The following is an 18,942-nucleotide window of genomic DNA, read 5'->3' as shown; positions in this document are numbered from 1 at the left end:
CATCGGTGATCAGCATGCAGGAAACTGAATTCGCATTGAGTATTGAGCTTATTGAAAACTATAAGTTCCGTGTTCGGTTTGGATCTGAGAAGATCGCAGACGTCATTGTCGATGAGCCTGAACCACTGGGGAGTGGTCATTATCCAAATGCTGGAAAATTGCTCGCTGCTGCCGTAGGGAGCTGTCTCTGCGCAAGCTTGGCATTTTGCTTGAGAAAGTCAAGGGCCGAATTGAAATCGATGGCGGCGGAGGTTCGCACAACGGTGAAGCGTAACGAGAAGGGAAGACTACGTCTCACCGAAATCGATGTTAAGATTACCCCCGAGGTCGACAGTGAACCAAAGCTCCGTCGCTGCGCCGAGATCTTCGAAGACTTCTGCATTGTTTCTCAAAGTGTCAGAAACGGCATCCCAATTAAGGTTCATATCGATCCTCTCTTAGATCACGAAGGAAATGCTCATTGAGTTTTCCTTTCCAGTCTCTATCTGTTTCGCTCCAAATCCTGAGGCAACAGTCGAGTTCTTTTGTTAGGTCTTTCTTGAATTCCTCGAGCGAGGGGCATATTGAGAGGTCAAGGCTTCGTTCTGCATTTTTCTTGAGATGTGCCCTCAATTTGGAAGGAGATCTTCTTAGAGCTGTCATCTTCCATCGCGCGCGACCTTTTTTATCAATATATTCATATTTTTTTGCCGTTTTATCTGAGTCATATATGAGGAGAATGTCAATATCACGGGGGTCTTTCTTACCCTTAAGGAAGCTACCAAAAAGATACACTTCCTTGATATGCATCGGGAGCTCATCATTTTCGATTTTTTCCATAAGTCTTTCTAGTTTTGCGTGCAGCCATTCACGTCTGTCCGATCGAAAGCCGCACATCTGTTTCCCAGGTTGAAAATAATTGTCGCAGGAGATAATTCTTTTTTTTGAAAGTGAAAGAACTCCCAATGGCTAACGTGTTCCGCCTCCTCCAAAATGATTAATCCGTCCCTTATCAATTTATGATTGTATGGTTGACGAGAAAGATCGGGCAATTCTTGATGAATTGAAAAAGGACTCAAGAAGGACCACAAAGTCCATTGCGAAGGTAGTAAACATGCCAAGGGCGACGGTTCGTGAAAGAATCCGGAAGATGTGTGAAAAGGGACTGATCCGCAAGTTCACCATCCTTCCCGACTATGCGAACTTGGGAGAGCCGATTCTGGTTTTCATCCTGGTCAGCTTCCTGCCAAACCCGAATATATCACAAAGGGAACTCGCCCAACAAATTGCGGAATTAGCGGGAGTAATGGAGGTCCACCTTATCTCAGGTGAGTACGACATATTACTGAAGGTAAGGGGAAAATCGATGGAAGAAATTGGATCCCTTGTGATTGATAGACTTAGACAGATTGAGGGAGTTGGGAGGACGATCACATGCGCATCTTTTGCGACTGTTAAGGAAGAATTGTGATTCCTTGCGTCCTGTGTCTGCAGAGATTTTCTTGAATGATTCAGCACACAAGTTAGCGCTTTTGGCACTTGATTGGGAATTTCTGGACAATGCTGGCTTTTCCAAAATTTAATGCGTTAAGGAAATGTTTAAGTCTTTATGTCCGATATGGTTTTTAGTAATCATTTGGGGCGGAGCCCTATTTTGCCGATTCCTTTGCACGGAAGTGTATTGGGAATCAGCTAGGTGCTTTGCGTGGGGGGACGGATGTAATGGTGTTGAACGATAGGATAGCCCAGGCTCTCGACACGATTGGCTCTAAACCGCGGCTCGAGTCGATCGGATCGTTGAAACCGACAAATGATTTGAGCACACGAGAGACCAATCCTCTGGTTTCAAACACCGTTGCAATAAATGATTATTCTTTTGAGAACTCACGCAATCTGGGGGAGGTTATGTTCGGACCTTTTTCGAGTAAGAAGATTCTGTGCGAATGCGGCGCAATTGCTGATATCGATTCAACCGTTGTACGATTAAAACACAAGCTCGGAAAAGAAATAGAATGCACGGCTTGTAGGAACCAGCGAATAGCAAGAGAACTCGAAGCATTACAGGCACATTTCACAAATCCTGACGAGGAGCATTGGTGATGGTTGTTGTATTCTCGAGCGAATCTTTCAAAATTCCCTATTTTTCATGTATTCTTTGAAGCAAATCTTTATAACCAAACTCGAGTGCTTTCGACAGTTAACGATATCGATCGGAGCGATTGGCAATGGGCATTTTTGTTGAAAGGAATAAGCTGACAACACTCGAAGACGCTGCACGTATGGTCAAGGACGGGGACATTGTTGCGATTGGCGGCGGTCTATGTCTTAGGGAACCAATCGCCATGCTGCGCGAACTTATTCGACAGGGGCGGCGCAATCTTCACATCGTCGGCACAGCGCATGGATTCGACGTCGACCTTGCATGTGGTGGCGGTATCGTTGGGACTGTTGAGGAGACCCATGTGAGCTTTGAACAGGATTTCGGGCTCGCGCCGAACTACAGACGTGCTTGCGAAAGCGGGGCTGTCAAAATCAAGGAGAGCTGCTGTAATACGATTATCAACCAGCTCCGTGCCGCTGAATTTGGAATGCCTTTCGTGCCGATGAGGAGTATCAAGGGAAGTGACGAGATCAGATTCCATCCTGAATACAAGGAATTCACCGATCCATTCACGGGCAAAAAAGTCATCCTCGTACCTGCCCTCGAACCTGATGTTGCCATTATTCATGTTAATAAGGCTGACATACATGGTAACGTGAAAATCGAGCCTCCCTATGTCGCCGATGTTCTCTTTATGAGGGCATCCAAGAAAGTCATTGTTACCGCCGAAGAAATTCTGCCAGAAGAGGAAATGAAGAAGATAGGACCAACAATACCTTATTACGAGATCACAGCGGTCGTTCACGCTCCGTTTGGAGCGCACCCAACGAGCTGTTATCCTTACTATGCATATGATAGGGCGCATATCGCAGAATACATGCGGGCGGCTTTGGCTGGACCTGAAGCCTTCAAAAGGAATTACCTTGACAAGTATGTCTTTGGCGTAAAATCGCATGCTGAGTACATTGAGAGAATTGGTGGGGAAGAAAAAATGCGATTGCTGGCATCATGGAAGGAAAGCCGCGAGAAATGGATGGAGTTGTTCACCTATGAATGACGGGTTTGAAGTCGGGATTGACGAACTTTTCGTTGTAAACGTCGCGCGCACGATCAAGGATAGGAGTACAGTCTTTCATGGGGTTTCATCTCCGATACCAATGGTCGCCATGTATTTTGCCAAGCTAACGCACGCGAAGGACATGGTCTATTTTGGGGGAGTTTCGAGTGCGGTTGATCCAAACCCACCGTTTCTCCCTTACACGACAAACGATTGGGTTATGATTCAGGGAAGAACTGCGATGGTGACTGTTGATAAGATCTTCGATCTCGCACAAAGGGGAGAACTCGATCGATCTTTCTTCAGTGGTGCACAGATCGACAAGTATGGTAATCAAAATGTCAGCTTGATAGGGACACCAGAGAAATGCAAGATAAAGTTCCCTGGTGGAGCAGGGGGCTGTAACCTCTCAGCCGATTGCGTTAATTACACGATCTGGACGACAAGACATCGAGTCCAGAGAAAGAAGGATAGGGTTATTTATGCACTTGTCGAGAAATGCGACTTCATAACAAACATTGGACATGTGACGCCCTATGGAAACCGCCGTGATCTCGATCTGGTCGGCAACGGTCCTGACTGGGTGGTAACTGAACTCGGTGTTTTCGATTTTGATCCAGAAACGAAAATAATGCGATTGCGCTATCTCTACCCAGATACGACTGTCGAGACGATCCTAGAAAACACCGAGTTCCGGCCAGTCATACATCCAGAAGTAAGGATTATGGATATGCCTACGAGAGAGGAAGTTGAACTGATCCGTCAGATCGACCCGCTGAAGGTAAGACAGTTGGAGTTTCAGCCAGAAGAGTTGAAAAGGAAGTTCTACATATGAAATAACCTCGAGAAGGTGGGGGTTGTGAAAGACGAAAGAATTGATGCGATTTTTAATCCGAAGTCAGTCGCGTTGATCGGTGCCTCGAATAAGGAAGGAAAAATGGGTTATGTTTTTGCGAAGAACATAATCGATGGTTACCGTGGTAAGGTTTATATGGTCAATCCGTCGGAGCAGCAGGTTTTCGGATTAACATGTTATCCAAATGTGAAGTCGATTCCTGATTCGATTGACCTAGCAGTTATCGTCATCCCTGCTAAGGCCGTTCCGAAGGTAATGGAAGAACTGGCAGAAAAGGGAACAAAGGCAGCAGTTGTTATTACAGCCGGGTTCAGCGAAGCGGGGCCTGAGGGGAAAAAGCTCGAAGAGGAAATGATGGTAGCGGCAAATAAGGGGAAAATCAAAGTAGTTGGTCCAAATTGTTTTGGGATTTACAATTGCAATATCGGTCTAAATGCCTCTCTAGGTGTCGGTACGCCACCAAGGGGCGGTGATATTTCATTCGTGACACAGTCAGGTGCCTACGGTATGGCGATATTTGCCTGTGCGCTTGATCACCACATGAAATTCGCAAAGATCATGGCGCACGGAAACAAAGCTGGTATAGAGGACTATGAAATTCTGAGATACTTGGGAGAAGACGACGAAACGAAAGTCATCTGCCTGTTCCTCGAATCTGTTAACAAAGGCAGGGAATTTTTTGAGGAGGCGAAGAAGATCACTCCTAAGAAGCCTATTGTCGCGACAAAAACTGGAAGAACGGCTGGTGCAGCAAGGGCGGCGGCCTCCCATACGGCTGCGCTGGCCGGCTCTTTTACGGCTTATGAAGCCGCATTCAAACAATCAGGCATCATCTTCGCGAGGAATGGAATGGACCTCATCAACATCGCAAAAGGTCTTGACTGGCAGCCACTTCCAAGAGGGCCAAGAGTCGGCATCGTGACGAATTCGGGCGGCACTGGGGTTGAACTTGCCGATCTGTGTGAGGAAGCCGGACTCGTTGTTCCAGAACTGTCCGCAGAGACTCAGGAGAAAATTAAGGAATTGATCCCACCGTATGCGAGCGCGAGGAACCCTGTCGACATGACACCCGTTTGGCCAAAGTTCGTTGAGCTTTATTCAAAGATCATTGAAATCCTTTATGAATGTGATGAGATCGATATTATCGTACCAATTATCTTGCAGCGGGCGGCGATGATGCCTGAGGTGTGCCAGGCAGTCGCTGACACCGTGAATAAGTGTCTCGCGTGGGGTTACAAGAAACCGACATACGTTTGCTGGGTGTCAGTAAGGAGCGCCCTGGGAAATATGGACATTTTGCAGAAAAACCGTGTGCCATGCTTTGACTGGCCAGAGCGGACAGCGAGAGCTGTCGGTGCAATATATGGATATGTTGAATTTTTGAAGCGAAGAGCGATCAGTTTTGAGGGAAGGTAATTACATGACAGGGGAAGCTGCCAATTTGATCAAAATGGCCCGGGATGAAGGTAGAAATTTCATGCTAGAACATGAAGCAAAAGCTGTTTTGAGATCATATGGAATCTCGGTCACGCAAGATATGTTTTGCAGGACTCCTGATGAAGCCGTTCATGCTGCCAGAAGAATCGGCTATCCCGTTGCGATGAAGATCGTCTCGCCCCAGATTGTTCACAAGACCGAATTCGGTGGCGTCCGGCTAAATATCGCAAACGATGAAGATGTTAAGTCAGCATTTGATGAAATGTTCTCGAGCGCACGAAAGAGACTGGGCGATTTCGATTTCCGCGGTGTCCTCGTGTCCGAGATGGTACGTGGACATGAGATGATCATCGGCTCTACGAGGGATGCACAGTTTGGCCAAATGATCATGTTCGGGATCGGTGGGATCAATGTCGAGGTCTTTAGGGACGTTTCATACAGGCTTGTTCCTATTGAGGAGATCGACGCACTCGAAATGATTTCTGAGTTGAAGGGGAAAAAACTTATTGAAGGATATCGGGGGAGTGAGAGGGTCGACACAAACATCGTTGTATCCACTTTGCTTGCCGTCTCACGGTTGCTTTGCGATTTTGATGAGATCGAAGAGATGGATCTCAATCCTGTTTTTGGCAATGCGAAAGGCGTAAAAGTTGCTGATGCGAGGATCTTTCTAACTCACGTTTGATCTTAACGTGTTTCGATCTTCTTTCGATTTTTTTGTGTTCCTTTTTTTCCTAAATGACTGAAATCGGTGTGTTTTGTGAAGCAAGCATATATAAATTAGTTGTGCGCTAATTTTTCGCAAGGGGGGTTGATTAAAAGATGGAAATGACACCGATGCAGCGGTTTGAGGCGGCCTTGAATTTTGAGACGCCTGACTACGTCCCAGTGTCGCTTTTCGGCGGGATATTTGAGGTACATTTTGTGCCGGGTATGGATGTGATCAAGTACGGCACAAGTGGAGCCAACATGGCGAAAGCTCACATTGCTTTTTACGAGCATGTTGGCGGAGACAATATCTACTGCCTATCGGACATGGGGCTGATTGTGCAGGGTTGGGGAGTGAGGATGAAACTTCCGACTGAGCCAGATATCCACATGGCGCTGGGGAAGTTCCCGGTGAAAGAGCCTGGTGACTGGGAAAAGCTAGAGGTGCTTGATCCACGTGTTGACGGTAGAATGAGGCTGTACCTCGATGCATGCGCTATATGTAGCGAAAAGTATGGTGATAGAGTTCCAATTGGCGTGTCGATGCCAAGCCCGTTGACGACGACAACCCATGTCTGTTCGATGGAAGATACACTCATGCACATGATTACCGATCCCGACGCGCTAAAGAAAGGGTTGAAGGTCATCACAGATACGATCGCGGATTTCATCAACGCTTGCGTTGACAATGGCGCTTACTTTGCGGGTTACCTCACGACAAGGGCGAGCAAGGAGATCACAACTGTTGAACAGTACCGTGAATTTGGCGCACCATATGATGAGGAGATCTTTAGGAGAACGCCCGCGATGGTCCATGTCCCACACATCTGCGGTGTCGAACCGATGTTCGAAATCATCGACGATTATAGAAAGAAATTCAAGAACGTTAAGGCGATTTCATGGTGGGACAGGGGTGCGAAACCAAACCTTGCTGAAGCGAAAGCGACATATGGAAGGAACCTCGCTCTAATGGCAGGCATTGATCATACGAATACACTTGTTTCTGGAACACCAGATGACGTCGCCGCCGAAATAAAGAATGCTTGTGAAACTGCAAAAGAGGGAAGCGGGTTCGTTTTAGCACCAGGTTGTGAAGTTTCACCGAAAACACCGTGGGCGAACATGCGCGCAGCGATTAACGCCGCGAGACGATACGGGAAGTACTGAAAATGGTGTGGAAACCCTTTCACTTCCTTTCTTATTTATTTGCTGGTCAAGGAGACATATTGATTGGGTCTTCTCATCTCTGGATCTACTGTTAATTGATGAATAACGGATAAGCGGAGTGGTATGATGAATGAGGAACAATACAAAATGGCGTACGAATGCGTGGTCAACGGAAAAGTTGGAGAAGCGCAGAAAATCGGTGAAATGTTGAAAGCTGCAGGTGTTGACAGCAAGGACGTTGGAAAGGTTCTCATAGACGCGATGAACGTCGTTGGACATAAGTATCGGGAACGAGAGATCGCGCTGCCACAACTGATTCTCGCAACGCATTCGTTCAAGAAGATGCTTTTACCGTATGTGATGGACACGAAAGGCGAGGCTGGGACAGTTGTCATGGGTGTCGTGCAGAATGACATCCACGACATCGGAAAGAATCTCGTCGTCGGTATGTTGCAGGTCTACGGCTACAAAGTTCATGATCTGGGAAAGGATGTGCCGCTCGACAAGTTTGTCGAGGCGGCTAAACAGCAAAACGCCAATATCGTTGGCGCTGGAACATTGCTCACTGCCACAATGCCAGAATTAGAGACAATTCTTAATAAGTTGAAGGACGCAGGATTGAAGGACAAAGTCAAATACATGGTCGGTGGCGCGCCCATCACGACAACCTTTGCCAAAAGGATTGGGGCAGACGGCTACGCTGCAGACGCTGTTCTTGCTGTTGAGATGGTCGCGGAACTGATGAAAGGGAATCAGTGCTATCTGGCTGCGCGACAAGAAAAGGCCTGAATTTGGGGTAGTGGTCAGCATGAGTCGATCAATGAGCTCAAGGGATAGGGTGTATGCTGCACTGATGCATGACTCTGTCGATCGGATCCCCGTCTGCGGTATGGGGTGGACGATCGGCGCGGTCGCTGGCGGCTTTTCGACGAAAGAATATGCGCAAGATGGCGAAACAATGGCGAAGGGGCAGATCGCCTTTTGGGAAAAAACTGGCGTTGACATCCTTAACCCTACTTCAGATATGGGGCAGCTCGCGGAGGGTTGGGGGGTAAAGATGCGATACGAGGCTGATCTGACGCCGATGCTCGGTGAATTCGCTGTTAAGGAGCCAAGTGATTGGGAAAAACTGCAGGTTCTCGATCCTCTCGTTGACGGAAGAATGCACGTGACTATCCGAGCTGTGAAAAAAATTAGGGATCATCTTGGAGATAGGACGGCTCTCATGCCATATGTTCCTACCCCGCTGACCTCGGCGACGCACGTGTGCAACATGGAACAGGTCATGATGGATATTTTGCTCAATCCCGACGCGCTTCACATAGGCCTGAAAACGATGACTGAAACAATCATCGCGTATATTGAGGCGATCATGGATGCTGGTGCTGATGGCGTCCTCTTTGCGACAACTCGTGCATCTGGTGAGATCACAACTGAAGAACAATATAGGGAGTTCGGTGTGAAGTATGATCGGCTCGTGCTTTCATCACTAAGAAAACAAGACGGGGCAAATATACTGCATGTCTGTGGTGTCGAACCACATTTCGAGATTCTCGCCGGCTACACGAACGCAAATGGGATCAATTGGTGGGATCGCGGTAGCAATTTGAGTCTTGAAGAAGCGAAAGCGAGGTACGGAGGTAAGGTCTGCCTCGTGGGCGGGATCGATCAGACGACAACACTCATTCTTGAGGGTGCTGAGGCGGTTGAACGGGAAGCGAAGGATGCGATCGAAAAGGGGTTCCTTGATCGCAAGGGAATGATCCTTTCGCCAGGTTGTGAGATCTCGCCGAATACGCCATTAGAGAATGTAAAGGCGATGGTGAAGGCAGCTGAACTCTATGGGAAAGGGGGGCGATAGATGAAGGATGTGGATAGTGGTAAGAAGAAAAGTGGAAGTAGAGTTGGAAAAAGTGGTGTGAAAAAGGAAAAGGGGATTCCTCTTGATGCAGCGATCATCAATGCGAATGTGATCACTGTTGACAAGAATATGTCAAGAGCGGAGGCCGTAGGCATTCTGAACGGTGTAATAGTAGCCGTTGGCAGTAACAAAGAAATTGAATCAATGATCGGTAGCAAGACGAAAGTGATCGATGCGAAAGGAAAAACCGTTGTCCCAGGATTTCATGACTCGCACATGCACCCATTGCTCGTCGGGCATTTTGCAAGGGGTGTATACCTGACAGACGTAAAGGATATCCCTGAGATGCTTGAAAGGATTAAACAAAAGGTCAAAGAGACGCCAAAGGGAGAAATGATTCTCGGGTTCGGTTGGAACCAGGAGCGCATGGCGGAAAAGCGCTACCCGACAAGGTGGGAAGTCGATACAGTCGCACCGGATCATCCGGTCTTCCTCATTCACTGGAACGCCCATATCTATCTGATCAACACGATGTTAATGAACCAGAAGGGGATCACGAAGGATACGCCGGACCCTCCAGGTGGCACGATTGTGAAGGACGACAAGGGCGAGCCGACCGGTGTCCTTCTTGAGAACGCGATCGATCTCATCGCGCCAGGGTTCCTCGAAACGGGTGCGGGCCTGTTCAGCTATGAGCAGAGCAAGGCCGCACTGAAGTATTGTGTAGACAGGGCGGCGGAATGGGGACTCACTTCGATCGTCGATATACTCGCAGGAGACGCTCAGGTGAAGGCCTATCAGGAGCTTGAGGCCGAAGGGAAGTTGCCGGTGAGGGTCAATTTCTATTTGGGTTTCCAGTATCTCGATTACTTGATCAAACTCGGTATAAAAAGCGGTTTTGGATCCAGTAAGGTAAGATTAGCTGGCGCAAAGATGATCGTGGACGGCTCACTCAGCAGTCATACCGCTGCGCTCCGCGAACCCTATGCTGATATGCCAGACAACAGAGGGGTGATGCGTCTCACGTACGAGGAAATCAGAGCGTTCGTGGAAAACGCAACGAAGAACGGAATTAGGGTCGATATTCACGCATTAGGTGATGGAGCAATTGAAACAGTCCTTAAGATTTTTAGAGAAACGCTCAATAAGTATAATGTTAAAGATCCAAGATTCAAGATCAGTCATTGCATCATACACGCCCCGGATCTTATCGAGCAATTCAAGGAAATGAACGTCATCGCAAACGTGCAGCCGGTGTTCATCATGAAGGGACAACACTGGATCCCTCGACTTGTCGGGCCGCAGAGAGAAAAGTACGCACATCCGTATAGGTCTATGATGGAAGCCGGCATCCATATGTGCTCTGGGACTGACGCGCCAATCGAAACGATGAATCCGATCATGAATATCTATGCAGCTTCAGTGAGGAAAGACGCACAGGGAGTTCCTAAGGGAGGATGGCATCCCGAGCAGCGCATTCCAGTGGAACACGCGTTGAAGATGGTGACGATTGAAGGCGCTTACGCGACTGGAGAAGAGCATGTCAAAGGGTCAATAGAAGTAGGCAAGTATGCAGATATTGTCATTTTAAGCGACGATCCGCTGGGAGTGGAGCCTGACAAGATCAAGGACATACGAGTGCTCCTCACGATGGTCGGGGGAGAAGTTGTCCACTCTAAAATGGAATAGGACGTGTGGTTTCCGTGAAAATCCCCCATTTCATTTTTCCCGCCGGATGCTTCATTGAATGCCGTTGTCTGACCTGCCTTGTGAAGCAAAGTTATAAGGGGGAAATAGGGATAGCTGAACAGAGCTGGAGGATATTGGATGTCTGAGAATAAACTTGACAGGATATCGATCGTCGTTGAGCCGCCTGGTCCGAAGGCACGTGAAATCCTTGAGAGGGATAAGAAGTATCTCGCTACAACGAATAAGGTCATGCCAGTTGTTGCCAAAAGAGGACAAGGTCTTTATGTTGAGGATGTCGATGGCAATGTCTACCTAGACTTTCAGTCTGGGATTGCCGTCAACAATACTGGTCATTGCCATCCAAAGGTCGTCGAGGCCGTGAGAAAACAGGTTGCTGAACTCATTCACTTCCCGGGCATTCTTCTTTCTCAGAATATTGAAGGCGAGGTGGCGAAGAAGCTCAATGAAATCACACCTGGCGATTTCGTGAAAAAAGTTTATTTTATGTGCAGTGGCGCGGGCGCGATCGACTCTGCGATAAAAGTAGCTAGATGGGCAACTGGGAGGCCGCGGAATATTGCATTTATCGGGGCATTCCACGGAAAGTCCATAGGCTCGATGAGCCTGACGGCGAGCAGGACTGCGTACAGGAAAGGTTTCTTCCCGGAGATGCCAGGTGTTCTTCATGTGCCATACGCCTACTGTTATCGGTGCCCCTACAAGATGACTTATCCCAGCTGCGATCTTTACTGCGCTAAGATCATCGATGAGCTCTATCTTCAGAAGTTCATTCCACCCGAGGAAGTGGCGGCCATTTTTGTCGAGCCGATACAGGGCGAAGGCGGGTATATTGTCCCACCGAAGCCGTGGATGAAGGAGATCAAGAAAATCTGTGAGAAGTACGGCATTCTCTTCGTCGCTGATGAGGTTCAATCGGGATTTGGAAGGACGGGTAAATGGTTTGCGATTGAGCATTTTGACGTGGTCCCAGACATCATGGTCGTCGCAAAGGGGATCGCTTCCGGATTGCCGATGAGCGCATGCATTTTCAATGAGAAATTTGACATCAAGCAACCCGGCGCACATGCTACTACATTCGGTGGGAACCTAGTCACCTGTGCCGCAGCGCTAGCCACGATCGAGGCTATTGAAGAAGAGAGAATGCTGGAAAACGCGGCGAAACAGGGGGCCTACATGATCGCGCGTTTGAACGAAATGAAGGATAAATACGAGATTCTGGGGGACGTGCGCGGTATCGGTTTGATGACGGCGATCGAGATCGTGAAAGACAAGAAATCGAGAACACCAGCGCCAGATGAACGGAATAAGATATGCCTCGACGCAATGAAAAGAGGTCTACTCATTCTATTCTGCGGACCGAGCAGCATTCGTATCATTCCAGCCCTCAATGTTACGAGGGAACAAATAGACACGGCGATGGAAATCCTCGAGCAGCTGCTCAGGGAAAATGATGCTCACTAACCTCTCTTCCCTCTTCCTTTTTTTTGACAGTCCTGGAGCTCTCTCACTAATTCACGATAAAGAATGATGATCAATGCCAGTCTATGATCTCAAATTCATTTTCTAAACTGGCGGAATTCCATCTCTACTCCATCCACGTGCGTCGTAGTATTCATCGAGCATTCTTTCCATATCTTCCTTGACGACGACATGCATTCGCGATGATCCGTCAGAAAACGGCACCTCGTGGAAAATTTTCGGCAACGAATCGTCTTTTCTGCTGATACCTTCCCGCACGCTGAAGCGTCGCGCATTATCAACAGCTCTCGCACCAGCATTCTTGAGTTCCGTTGCAGACATGTTGATTCCAGTTGCATACGTGTACAAATTCGCAAGATCCTCCCATTCGTAGGCGTCCCGCACAAAGCAGCAGAGAACCATTGAATCGATGACGGCGAGTTTGTCTTCGAGATTCTTAATGAACGTTCCCTTGCCAGTGACAGCGAACCTGTCAACTACGCCTCTCATCTCATATGCGTACGCAGTCGACCTCAGGTGATCAGCTCCTCTGACGCCGATGGCATAGGATAGCGCCATTCCGTTATATCCTCTGGGATCATAACCCGGGGGCTCGAGTCCTTTAACATGCACAGCGATATCTTCGAGACCGAGGGTTTTAGAAGCACTCTTGACACCTTCCGCCAGTACGTTCCCCAATCCATTCCTGCTCGCAATCATGTCGAGTAACTTGAGCACAATGTCATCGTCTCCAAATCTTATAGGGAACTCTGAATTAAGGCGACCGAGTTCGTAGGCGCGCATTGCAAATCCAATGACATTGCCAGATGTGATTGTGTCTAAGCCGAGGCTATCGCAGACCTCGTTGATCTTTGCAATCGCCTTGATATCGGCGATTTCACACAGTCCCCCAAATGCGAAAATTGTTTCGTATTCAGGCCCCTCAACTACAGTCCCCTTGTACTTTCCTTCCTTTACGGAGGACATCTTTCCGCACGCGACTGGGCAGTTCCAGCATGCCTTATTCTTGTCGAGAATCTCCTTTTCCATCGTCGGGGCGTTAATCTTGATGTGCGAGTCAAAGAATCCCTTTTGCCAGTAATGTGTTGGAAAAGCACCCAGTGCATTCTGATTATTGACCATTACCGGCGTCCCGTACTTCGTCATTGGGCCGTCCTTCGGAATGCGGTTCAGGACTTCTTTGACGACAGCATTGAATTTCTCCTCGTTCTCGAGTTCGACTTCCTTCGTGCCCATGAACGCGATGGCTTTGATCTTCTTTGATCCCATGACCGCGCCTGCTCCAGCTCTTCCAAGCTGTCTGTAGTAATCATTGCAAATACATGCGAATTTAACGAGGTTCTCACCAGCAGGTCCAATCGTCATAACTTTAGCCTTACTCTCACCGATGTCCTTTTTCACCGCGTCTTCGGTCTCCGCGGTTGTTTTTCCCCAGATCGCACTCGCGTCGTGAAATCGAACATCGTCATCAATAATGCTGATGTAAATCGGAGACGGGGAGGCGTTTTTAATGACGACGGCATCATAGCCCGCTTTCTTGATCTGGGGACCAAGATGCCCGCCTGAATACGATTCCCCCCAGATGCCTGTGAGGGGGGACTTGAAAAAAGCACCGTATCGGTTTGATGTTGGGGCACGCGTGCCAGTCAAAGGACCTACGGCGAAAACGAGCGTATTGTTAGGGGAAAGGGGATCCACGCCCGCAGGAACTTCGTCCAAAATTATTTTCGCGCCGAGACCCTTGCCGCCAATACATTCCTTTGCTTTCTTTTCATCAAGTTTTTCTATCTTTGTCGATTTCGAGCTGACGTCGATCTTCAAAATTCGCCCAGTGTATCCCTTCATGAAGTTCCCTTCCAGTGTTTGTTGCTCCATTTATATCAGGAGAACTAAATTACCTTTTCCTTCTTTGAAGTGGAGCGGTTCTTCATTTTTAAGAAACACCCCTTCGATCTTCGTATGATCTCAGAATTGACAGAAGGAAATCGTGAAGGGTCGAGATGTGGGAAGTAGAGTGCAGAATAGAAAGTTTCTTCAAAATCTGGTTGCGCCGCAAGCTCAATATACCTGACCTTTCTCGCAATATCATTCGCACGCCTTCTCAGCTCTCTATTGAGAAGAGCCAATTTTGCCCCCGCACCCGCCGCATTGCCAATACCAATGATGCGATCGAGGGGGATTTCAGGGAAGAGTCCAATTGTCCTTGCACTCGCCGGGTCTAAATAGTTCCCGAATGCCCCAGCAAGTAGAATTGCATCAAGATCCTTTTCACCTAATCCCATCTTTTTCATAAGAGTTGCCGCTCCAGCATACATCGCAGCTTTCGCGTACTGTACCTGGAGTACATCGTTTTGAGTGATCGCTATCGGTTCGCTGACAGCCGTCTCATTCTCGTATGCAATGACGAAACGCGATTCTCCATCCTTGACGATTATGCGAGGCGAATCAATCTCCTCGACGATTCTTCCAGATCTATCGACAATCCCCAATTGAATCATCTCAGCGATTGCATCAACCACACCAGAACCGCAGATACCACGAGGCTTGACGTTTCCGATAACAGAATATTCTACTTCTAAGTCATCTCTAATATGAACGTGGTCGATCGCACCTTTGGCCCCCCGCATACCGAACGCGAGATTTCCGCCCTCAAACGCAGGACCGGCGGCGCAGGAAGCACTTGCGATTCCATCTGGTGTAACAAGCGATATTTCTCCATTCGTTCCGATGTCGATGATCATTTGCACCTTATCTGACCGATCGGCACCTACAGCGAGGAGCACACCAACATGATCCGCGCCAACAAAGCCAGCGATGTTCGGAAGTGAATAAAGATATCCTTCCTTCCAAATGTCTATTCCCGCATCAAAGGCTTTCTGCTCGATGGGCGCTGTAACCACAGGGATATGTGGTGCGAAGACAAGCGACTGCATCTCCAACCCAAAAAGCATATGGTGCATCGCCGTATTGCCAACTACAACGACTTCATAAACCTCCTCCTTTGAAATCTGTACGGAAGAGCAGCATGCATGTATAAGGTCGTTGATGCATTTGATTACGAGATCGCGAAGGAGATCGAGCCCATTGGTTGTCTCCATTGTGAAGGTAATTCTTGAGATAACATCATCACCATATCTGATCTGAGGGTTCATGTCGGACTTAACGGCGACTTCCTCTCCGGTTATTAAGTCCATCAGATATGCAACGATCGTTGTCGTTCCGACGTCGATGGCAACGCCGTAAACCCGTTTGTCCTCATTGGCAGCGAGTCTGATGATTTCGTTATTTCTCAACACAATTTCGATTTCTTCACCTTTTCTCAAGAATCCTGGCAGTTCCGAAAGTAATTCCAAAGGGATTTTTAAGTCTCTGTATCTGGAAATTGACAAGACTTGCTTGATGCGCTCAAAGTCTGCCATTGGATAGTCAAGGGATGGTGGCGGTACGCAGAGCGTCACTCTTTTCACGGCAGGATCAATGTTGACCCTCACATGGGTTTTCTCGAGTATCACCTGCCCTGTTCTCTCACATTCCTCGGGTACTTCGACCACCAAATCCCGGTCGACCTTGTGACGACAAGCAAGCCTAACGCCTCTCTCCAGGTCTTTTTCAGAAATGCACTTCTTGTCTTCTGGTGTAACTGGTATAACATCAGTGGCGATGATGACACGGCACCGCCCACAGATCCCCCTGCCGCCACATACTGACTCAAGCGGAATCCCGGCTCTTGCTGCAAGTTCGTAAAGCGTTTCATTCTCATCTGTTGTCTCAACGGTTCTTCCTGACGGCTCGAAGCGCACTTTTGGCATAGTGACCCGATTAGTAATAATGACGATAGATGCTGTATATCTCCGTGATCTGACTTATTTCATATCCAGAAAAACATTTGTTGCTGATCACGAGTTCTCTGATCAGCCGTTCAGCTTCTCTTGGTGTTTCCGCGTGGAAAAGCAAGATCGCACTGAAAGCACCAATGGCGGTGAAAACCTGAATAGTGGCAGGATGACTCTTGAGTTCTCTGAGAACTTTCTCTTGATCTTGTGGCGATAGTCCCGTGTCAAATTTGAGAACTACCGAATAGATCAAATCTCCGAGGCGATCGTAATAAATGAGATTTGCTTTCTGAAGGATTTTGAGTTCTCTGAGTCTTTCAATCCTGTACCCTACAGATCTGCTTGTCATTCCCATTTTCTCAGCGATTTTCTCGTACGTCCAATCTGGATGGTTTGCCAGCATGATCAAGAGCTCTTTGTCTTTTTCGTCAAGTTTTTCGCGGTTCATCCTGACCCCCAATTCTATCAGAATTTTCCTCTATCTACAATTTCTCAAATATACTTTGTTGTGGATCGCTCCGAGTCGAAGAATTATCGAATTTTTAGCGCTTTTATGAGAGCTAAGAAACTCAAAAAAAAGAATACGGCAGTCCTGAGCAAAAGCAAATCTAGTGCTGATATCAAAATAATCTTTCAAACACATTTTTCTCCAAGCTCTGATCTGTCTCAGCCGATTTTTCTTCGGACCAACATGATTTACGTTATTTTTTGGTAAGGTTTATTTAGGCGAGAGAATGTAAATGCCAAACAACTAATCGCCGTGGCTGTGAAGATGAAAAGGTGTTTCCAATGGATCTTGTTGTCATAGCGGGTTTCCTTGGCTCAGGCAAGACTACGCTGATTCTCTCGACGATTTCGAAAATCATTGAGCAGACTGGAAAAAAAATCGTGATAATTGTAAACGATTTTGGAAAAATTGGAATTGATGGAAAGGTCATGCAGAAATACGGTCTGCAGGTTCAGGAACTTGCCAGTGGATGCATATGCTGCACGCTCGGTTCTGATTTCATCAGTACATTAAGGACTGTGGCACTGGAGTTCTCACCTGACATCGTTATGGTAGAGCCAACGGGTATCGCAGATCCACAAGCGATACTGAACTCACTGGAACTCTATAGCGGACCCCCAGTCAATAGGAGGGTAGTTGCAGTTGTCGTTGATGCCGTAAGGTTTTCTGCGATCGTCAGGGCGCTTGAGAGACCGCTAAAGGCTCAGTTGAAAGCGGCGGGACTCGTCATTATCAACAAGATCGATGAAGTTTCAGCTGCTGCGGTGGAGGAAATTGAAGCAAAGATTAGGGAGATTGGAGCGACGGGAGCAATCATTCCAGCCTCAGCCACGGAGGGTACAAATCTCGACAAGGTTATTGACTATCTGGTGAGTGCATGTTGACACCTGATTTCTCAGCATATGCAGCCAAAGTACAGATCACTTCGGATCACTTGAGAACTGGATCGGAAATGCAAAAAGTGGTTGAAAATTTAATGTCAAGGTCTGTTATTGAGTGTGTGAAGGCTGGCGCCAGCCTCATTGGACATGCGAAGTGCATCGCTGAGAGTGACAGCGGTCATTATCTTACTTGCAGCGTCACAGACAACGATGGTAAGGCACGATGCAAAGGGAGTCTTGGAACCAATGTCAGCAAAATGGAACTTGTGATCAACATTCTTTTATACGGTTTGAACAGAGTGCAGGTGGAGGAGATCTTTAAGCGCGTACTGGAGGAAGAGACGAATTCAAAAGGATTCATGGCAAATGTTGAAGACATAGACGTGCGTGATGACGAACACGACCACGAACACCACGGGCACGAGCACCCAGAGGACAATCACAACGATTCCCATTGAGAGTCATGCATGGACATATTCGAAAAGTAGCTAGCTATTAGCGATCTTTCCATTGTTCTTAATCAGAATTGTCATTTCTTTATTTTTCTCGAGAATGCGAAGTGCAATTGTGAAAAGTAATAAATACCGCGATAGCGGGTAGTCCCCATTAGTAATTCATTCAGAAATGTGATAAATATTGATTAAATATTGAGGTTTCACAAACTCGTAAGGAAGGATTGGTCTGATGAAGACTAGTACGGGTGTGCAGGTCCTCAAAACGATGATCGGCAATCCGATAACAAGAAAGATCCTGGCGGGGATGAGTAAGTACTGCGAAACTGACCAGAAAAACCGTCTTGAGGTCGCACTTGAACTTTATGTCGGTGTGCGAGATGATGCATGCGCGTTCTGCAAGGCGGCGGAGAAGCCGCTTGCGTCTGTCCTGAGGAGAGGAGCGAAATCGTTTGGGGTCACTGAGGAGGAGATGAAGACCCGATTTAGAGATCCATACTGGCGAAAAGGACTTTCGTGTGTTGTGAGAGGGATTGCCGACTTCGGGGTGAGAAAGCCGTTCGTTCCAGGTGCACCGTTTCAGGTCGTTTGGGATGTGACTTACGCCTGCAATCTTCGATGTCAGCACTGCTATGCCACTGCGGGAAAAGCTCAGGAAGATGAACTTTCTCACGATGAGGCCATTGCAGTTGTCGACAAACTCGCAAGAATGGGCATACCGATCCTTGCCTTCTCTGGCGGTGAGCCGCTTGTCAGAAAAGATATCTTTGACTTGACGCGGAGAGCAGCCGACCACGGAATGTATGTTTCAATCGCCACGAACGGTACATTGATCACGCCTGAGAAAGCTAAGGAGATGAAGGAGGCTGGCGTAAGATATCTCCAAATCAGTATTGACGGCGCCAATGCCGCG

At 47.8% G+C, this 18,942-nt stretch carries 19 protein-coding genes; 15 read left to right on the top strand and 4 right to left on the bottom strand.

Going from position 1 to position 18,942, the window contains the following annotated elements:
• Positions 1 to 14: 14 nt before the first annotated feature.
• Positions 15 to 464, top strand: coding sequence for an OsmC family protein (locus QHH00_03680; protein MDH7508482.1), 450 nt, complete (start codon positions 15 to 17; stop codon positions 462 to 464).
• Here the strand turns inward: QHH00_03680 and QHH00_03675 are convergent.
• Positions 415 to 819, bottom strand: coding sequence for a nucleotidyltransferase domain-containing protein (locus QHH00_03675; protein MDH7508481.1), 405 nt, complete (start codon positions 817 to 819; stop codon positions 415 to 417). The genes QHH00_03680 and QHH00_03675 overlap by 50 nt on opposite strands.
• 187 nt (positions 820 to 1,006) lie before the next feature.
• Here QHH00_03675 and QHH00_03670 point away from each other — a divergent pair, with 187 nt between their 5' ends.
• From QHH00_03670 to QHH00_03620, 11 genes are all read left to right on the top strand, one after another.
• A complete protein-coding gene (locus QHH00_03670) occupies positions 1,007 to 1,450 on the top strand; it encodes an Lrp/AsnC family transcriptional regulator (GenBank protein MDH7508480.1) in 444 nt (147 codons plus the stop codon).
• Positions 1,451 to 1,701: 251 nt separating this feature from the next.
• A complete protein-coding gene (locus tag QHH00_03665; protein MDH7508479.1) occupies positions 1,702 to 2,079 on the top strand; it encodes a hypothetical protein in 378 nt (125 codons plus the stop codon).
• Positions 2,080 to 2,204: 125 nt separating this feature from the next.
• On the top strand, positions 2,205 to 3,137 hold the full coding sequence (locus tag QHH00_03660; GenBank protein ID MDH7508478.1) for a CoA-transferase: 933 nt from the start codon (positions 2,205 to 2,207) through the stop codon (positions 3,135 to 3,137).
• Positions 3,130 to 3,972 (top strand): CoA-transferase, encoded by an 843-nt coding sequence (locus QHH00_03655; protein MDH7508477.1) that lies wholly within the window; start codon positions 3,130 to 3,132, stop codon positions 3,970 to 3,972. Before QHH00_03660 ends, QHH00_03655 begins: the two co-directional genes overlap by 8 nt.
• A 24-nt stretch (positions 3,973 to 3,996) precedes the next feature.
• Entirely contained in the window at positions 3,997 to 5,409 is a 1,413-nt protein-coding gene (locus tag QHH00_03650) for a CoA-binding protein (protein ID MDH7508476.1), read from the top strand.
• Positions 5,410 to 5,413: 4 nt separating this feature from the next.
• Positions 5,414 to 6,115: an acetate--CoA ligase family protein gene (locus QHH00_03645; GenBank protein ID MDH7508475.1), complete on the top strand. Its 702-nt coding sequence runs from the start codon at positions 5,414 to 5,416 to the stop codon at positions 6,113 to 6,115.
• A 137-nt stretch (positions 6,116 to 6,252) separates the two neighbouring features.
• The gene (locus QHH00_03640) at positions 6,253 to 7,305 is read left to right on the top strand and encodes a uroporphyrinogen decarboxylase family protein (GenBank protein ID MDH7508474.1); all 1,053 of its coding nucleotides are present in this window, start codon (positions 6,253 to 6,255) and stop codon (positions 7,303 to 7,305) included.
• Positions 7,306 to 7,431: 126 nt separating this feature from the next.
• Positions 7,432 to 8,094, top strand: a complete 663-nt coding sequence (locus tag QHH00_03635) for a cobalamin-dependent protein (protein MDH7508473.1) — start codon at positions 7,432 to 7,434, stop codon at positions 8,092 to 8,094.
• A 31-nt stretch (positions 8,095 to 8,125) separates the two neighbouring features.
• Positions 8,126 to 9,166: a uroporphyrinogen decarboxylase family protein gene (locus QHH00_03630; protein ID MDH7508472.1), complete on the top strand. Its 1,041-nt coding sequence runs from the start codon at positions 8,126 to 8,128 to the stop codon at positions 9,164 to 9,166.
• Entirely contained in the window at positions 9,167 to 10,855 is a 1,689-nt protein-coding gene (locus QHH00_03625; GenBank protein ID MDH7508471.1) for an amidohydrolase, read from the top strand. It begins immediately after the preceding gene.
• A gap of 138 nt (positions 10,856 to 10,993) precedes the next feature.
• Positions 10,994 to 12,337 (top strand): acetyl ornithine aminotransferase family protein, encoded by a 1,344-nt coding sequence (locus QHH00_03620; GenBank protein MDH7508470.1) that lies wholly within the window; start codon positions 10,994 to 10,996, stop codon positions 12,335 to 12,337.
• A gap of 102 nt (positions 12,338 to 12,439) precedes the next feature.
• Here QHH00_03620 and QHH00_03615 read toward each other — a convergent pair whose 3' ends face one another.
• The 3 genes from QHH00_03615 to QHH00_03605 are packed head-to-tail and all read right to left on the bottom strand — an operon-like array spanning position 12,440 to position 16,636.
• Positions 12,440 to 14,230 (bottom strand): aldehyde ferredoxin oxidoreductase family protein, encoded by a 1,791-nt coding sequence (locus QHH00_03615; protein MDH7508469.1) that lies wholly within the window; start codon positions 14,228 to 14,230, stop codon positions 12,440 to 12,442.
• Between the two features lie 14 nt (positions 14,231 to 14,244).
• On the bottom strand, positions 14,245 to 16,164 hold the full coding sequence (locus QHH00_03610; GenBank protein ID MDH7508468.1) for an ASKHA domain-containing protein: 1,920 nt from the start codon (positions 16,162 to 16,164) through the stop codon (positions 14,245 to 14,247).
• Between the two features lie 10 nt (positions 16,165 to 16,174).
• Positions 16,175 to 16,636 carry a winged helix-turn-helix transcriptional regulator gene (locus QHH00_03605; GenBank protein ID MDH7508467.1) on the bottom strand — a complete coding sequence of 154 codons (462 nt, stop codon included), beginning with the start codon at positions 16,634 to 16,636 and terminating at the stop codon, positions 16,175 to 16,177.
• A gap of 341 nt (positions 16,637 to 16,977) precedes the next feature.
• Between QHH00_03605 and QHH00_03600 the strand changes: the two genes are divergently transcribed.
• The 3 genes from QHH00_03600 to QHH00_03590 all read left to right on the top strand — a co-directional run.
• Positions 16,978 to 17,580 carry a GTP-binding protein gene (locus tag QHH00_03600; GenBank protein MDH7508466.1) on the top strand — a complete coding sequence of 201 codons (603 nt, stop codon included), beginning with the start codon at positions 16,978 to 16,980 and terminating at the stop codon, positions 17,578 to 17,580.
• Positions 17,574 to 18,035 (top strand): hypothetical protein, encoded by a 462-nt coding sequence (locus tag QHH00_03595; GenBank protein ID MDH7508465.1) that lies wholly within the window; start codon positions 17,574 to 17,576, stop codon positions 18,033 to 18,035. The genes QHH00_03600 and QHH00_03595 overlap by 7 nt, the downstream gene beginning before the upstream one ends.
• Before the next feature lie 226 nt (positions 18,036 to 18,261).
• A partial coding sequence (locus tag QHH00_03590; protein MDH7508464.1) for a radical SAM protein occupies positions 18,262 to 18,942 on the top strand: 681 nt, incomplete at its 3' end.

The sequence above is a fragment of the Methanomassiliicoccales archaeon genome (assembly GCA_029907465.1).
GTDB lineage: Archaea > Thermoplasmatota > Thermoplasmata > Methanomassiliicoccales > JACIVX01 > JACIVX01.
Note: the sequence above shows the minus strand (reverse complement) of the source record. Positions and strands in the feature narration are given on the sequence as shown.

Excerpts from the sequence above, each read along its gene's own strand:
- QHH00_03680 (MDH7508482.1), top strand. The coding sequence starts at position 15 with ATGCAGGAAACTGAATTCGCATTGAGTATTGAGCTTATTGAAAACTAT.
- QHH00_03675 (MDH7508481.1), bottom strand. The coding sequence starts at position 819 with ATGGAAAAAATCGAAAATGATGAGCTCCCGATGCATATCAAGGAAGTG.
- QHH00_03670 (MDH7508480.1), top strand. The coding sequence starts at position 1,007 with ATGGTTGACGAGAAAGATCGGGCAATTCTTGATGAATTGAAAAAGGAC.
- QHH00_03665 (MDH7508479.1), top strand. The coding sequence starts at position 1,702 with ATGGTGTTGAACGATAGGATAGCCCAGGCTCTCGACACGATTGGCTCT.
- QHH00_03660 (MDH7508478.1), top strand. The coding sequence starts at position 2,205 with ATGGGCATTTTTGTTGAAAGGAATAAGCTGACAACACTCGAAGACGCT.
- QHH00_03655 (MDH7508477.1), top strand. The coding sequence starts at position 3,130 with ATGAATGACGGGTTTGAAGTCGGGATTGACGAACTTTTCGTTGTAAAC.
- QHH00_03645 (MDH7508475.1), top strand. The coding sequence starts at position 5,414 with ATGACAGGGGAAGCTGCCAATTTGATCAAAATGGCCCGGGATGAAGGT.
- QHH00_03640 (MDH7508474.1), top strand. The coding sequence starts at position 6,253 with ATGGAAATGACACCGATGCAGCGGTTTGAGGCGGCCTTGAATTTTGAG.
- QHH00_03635 (MDH7508473.1), top strand. The coding sequence starts at position 7,432 with ATGAATGAGGAACAATACAAAATGGCGTACGAATGCGTGGTCAACGGA.
- QHH00_03630 (MDH7508472.1), top strand. The coding sequence starts at position 8,126 with ATGAGCTCAAGGGATAGGGTGTATGCTGCACTGATGCATGACTCTGTC.
- QHH00_03625 (MDH7508471.1), top strand. The coding sequence starts at position 9,167 with ATGAAGGATGTGGATAGTGGTAAGAAGAAAAGTGGAAGTAGAGTTGGA.
- QHH00_03620 (MDH7508470.1), top strand. The coding sequence starts at position 10,994 with ATGTCTGAGAATAAACTTGACAGGATATCGATCGTCGTTGAGCCGCCT.
- QHH00_03615 (MDH7508469.1), bottom strand. The coding sequence starts at position 14,230 with ATGGAGCAACAAACACTGGAAGGGAACTTCATGAAGGGATACACTGGG.
- QHH00_03610 (MDH7508468.1), bottom strand. The coding sequence starts at position 16,164 with ATGCCAAAAGTGCGCTTCGAGCCGTCAGGAAGAACCGTTGAGACAACA.
- QHH00_03605 (MDH7508467.1), bottom strand. The coding sequence starts at position 16,636 with ATGAACCGCGAAAAACTTGACGAAAAAGACAAAGAGCTCTTGATCATG.
- QHH00_03600 (MDH7508466.1), top strand. The coding sequence starts at position 16,978 with ATGGATCTTGTTGTCATAGCGGGTTTCCTTGGCTCAGGCAAGACTACG.
- QHH00_03595 (MDH7508465.1), top strand. The coding sequence starts at position 17,574 with ATGTTGACACCTGATTTCTCAGCATATGCAGCCAAAGTACAGATCACT.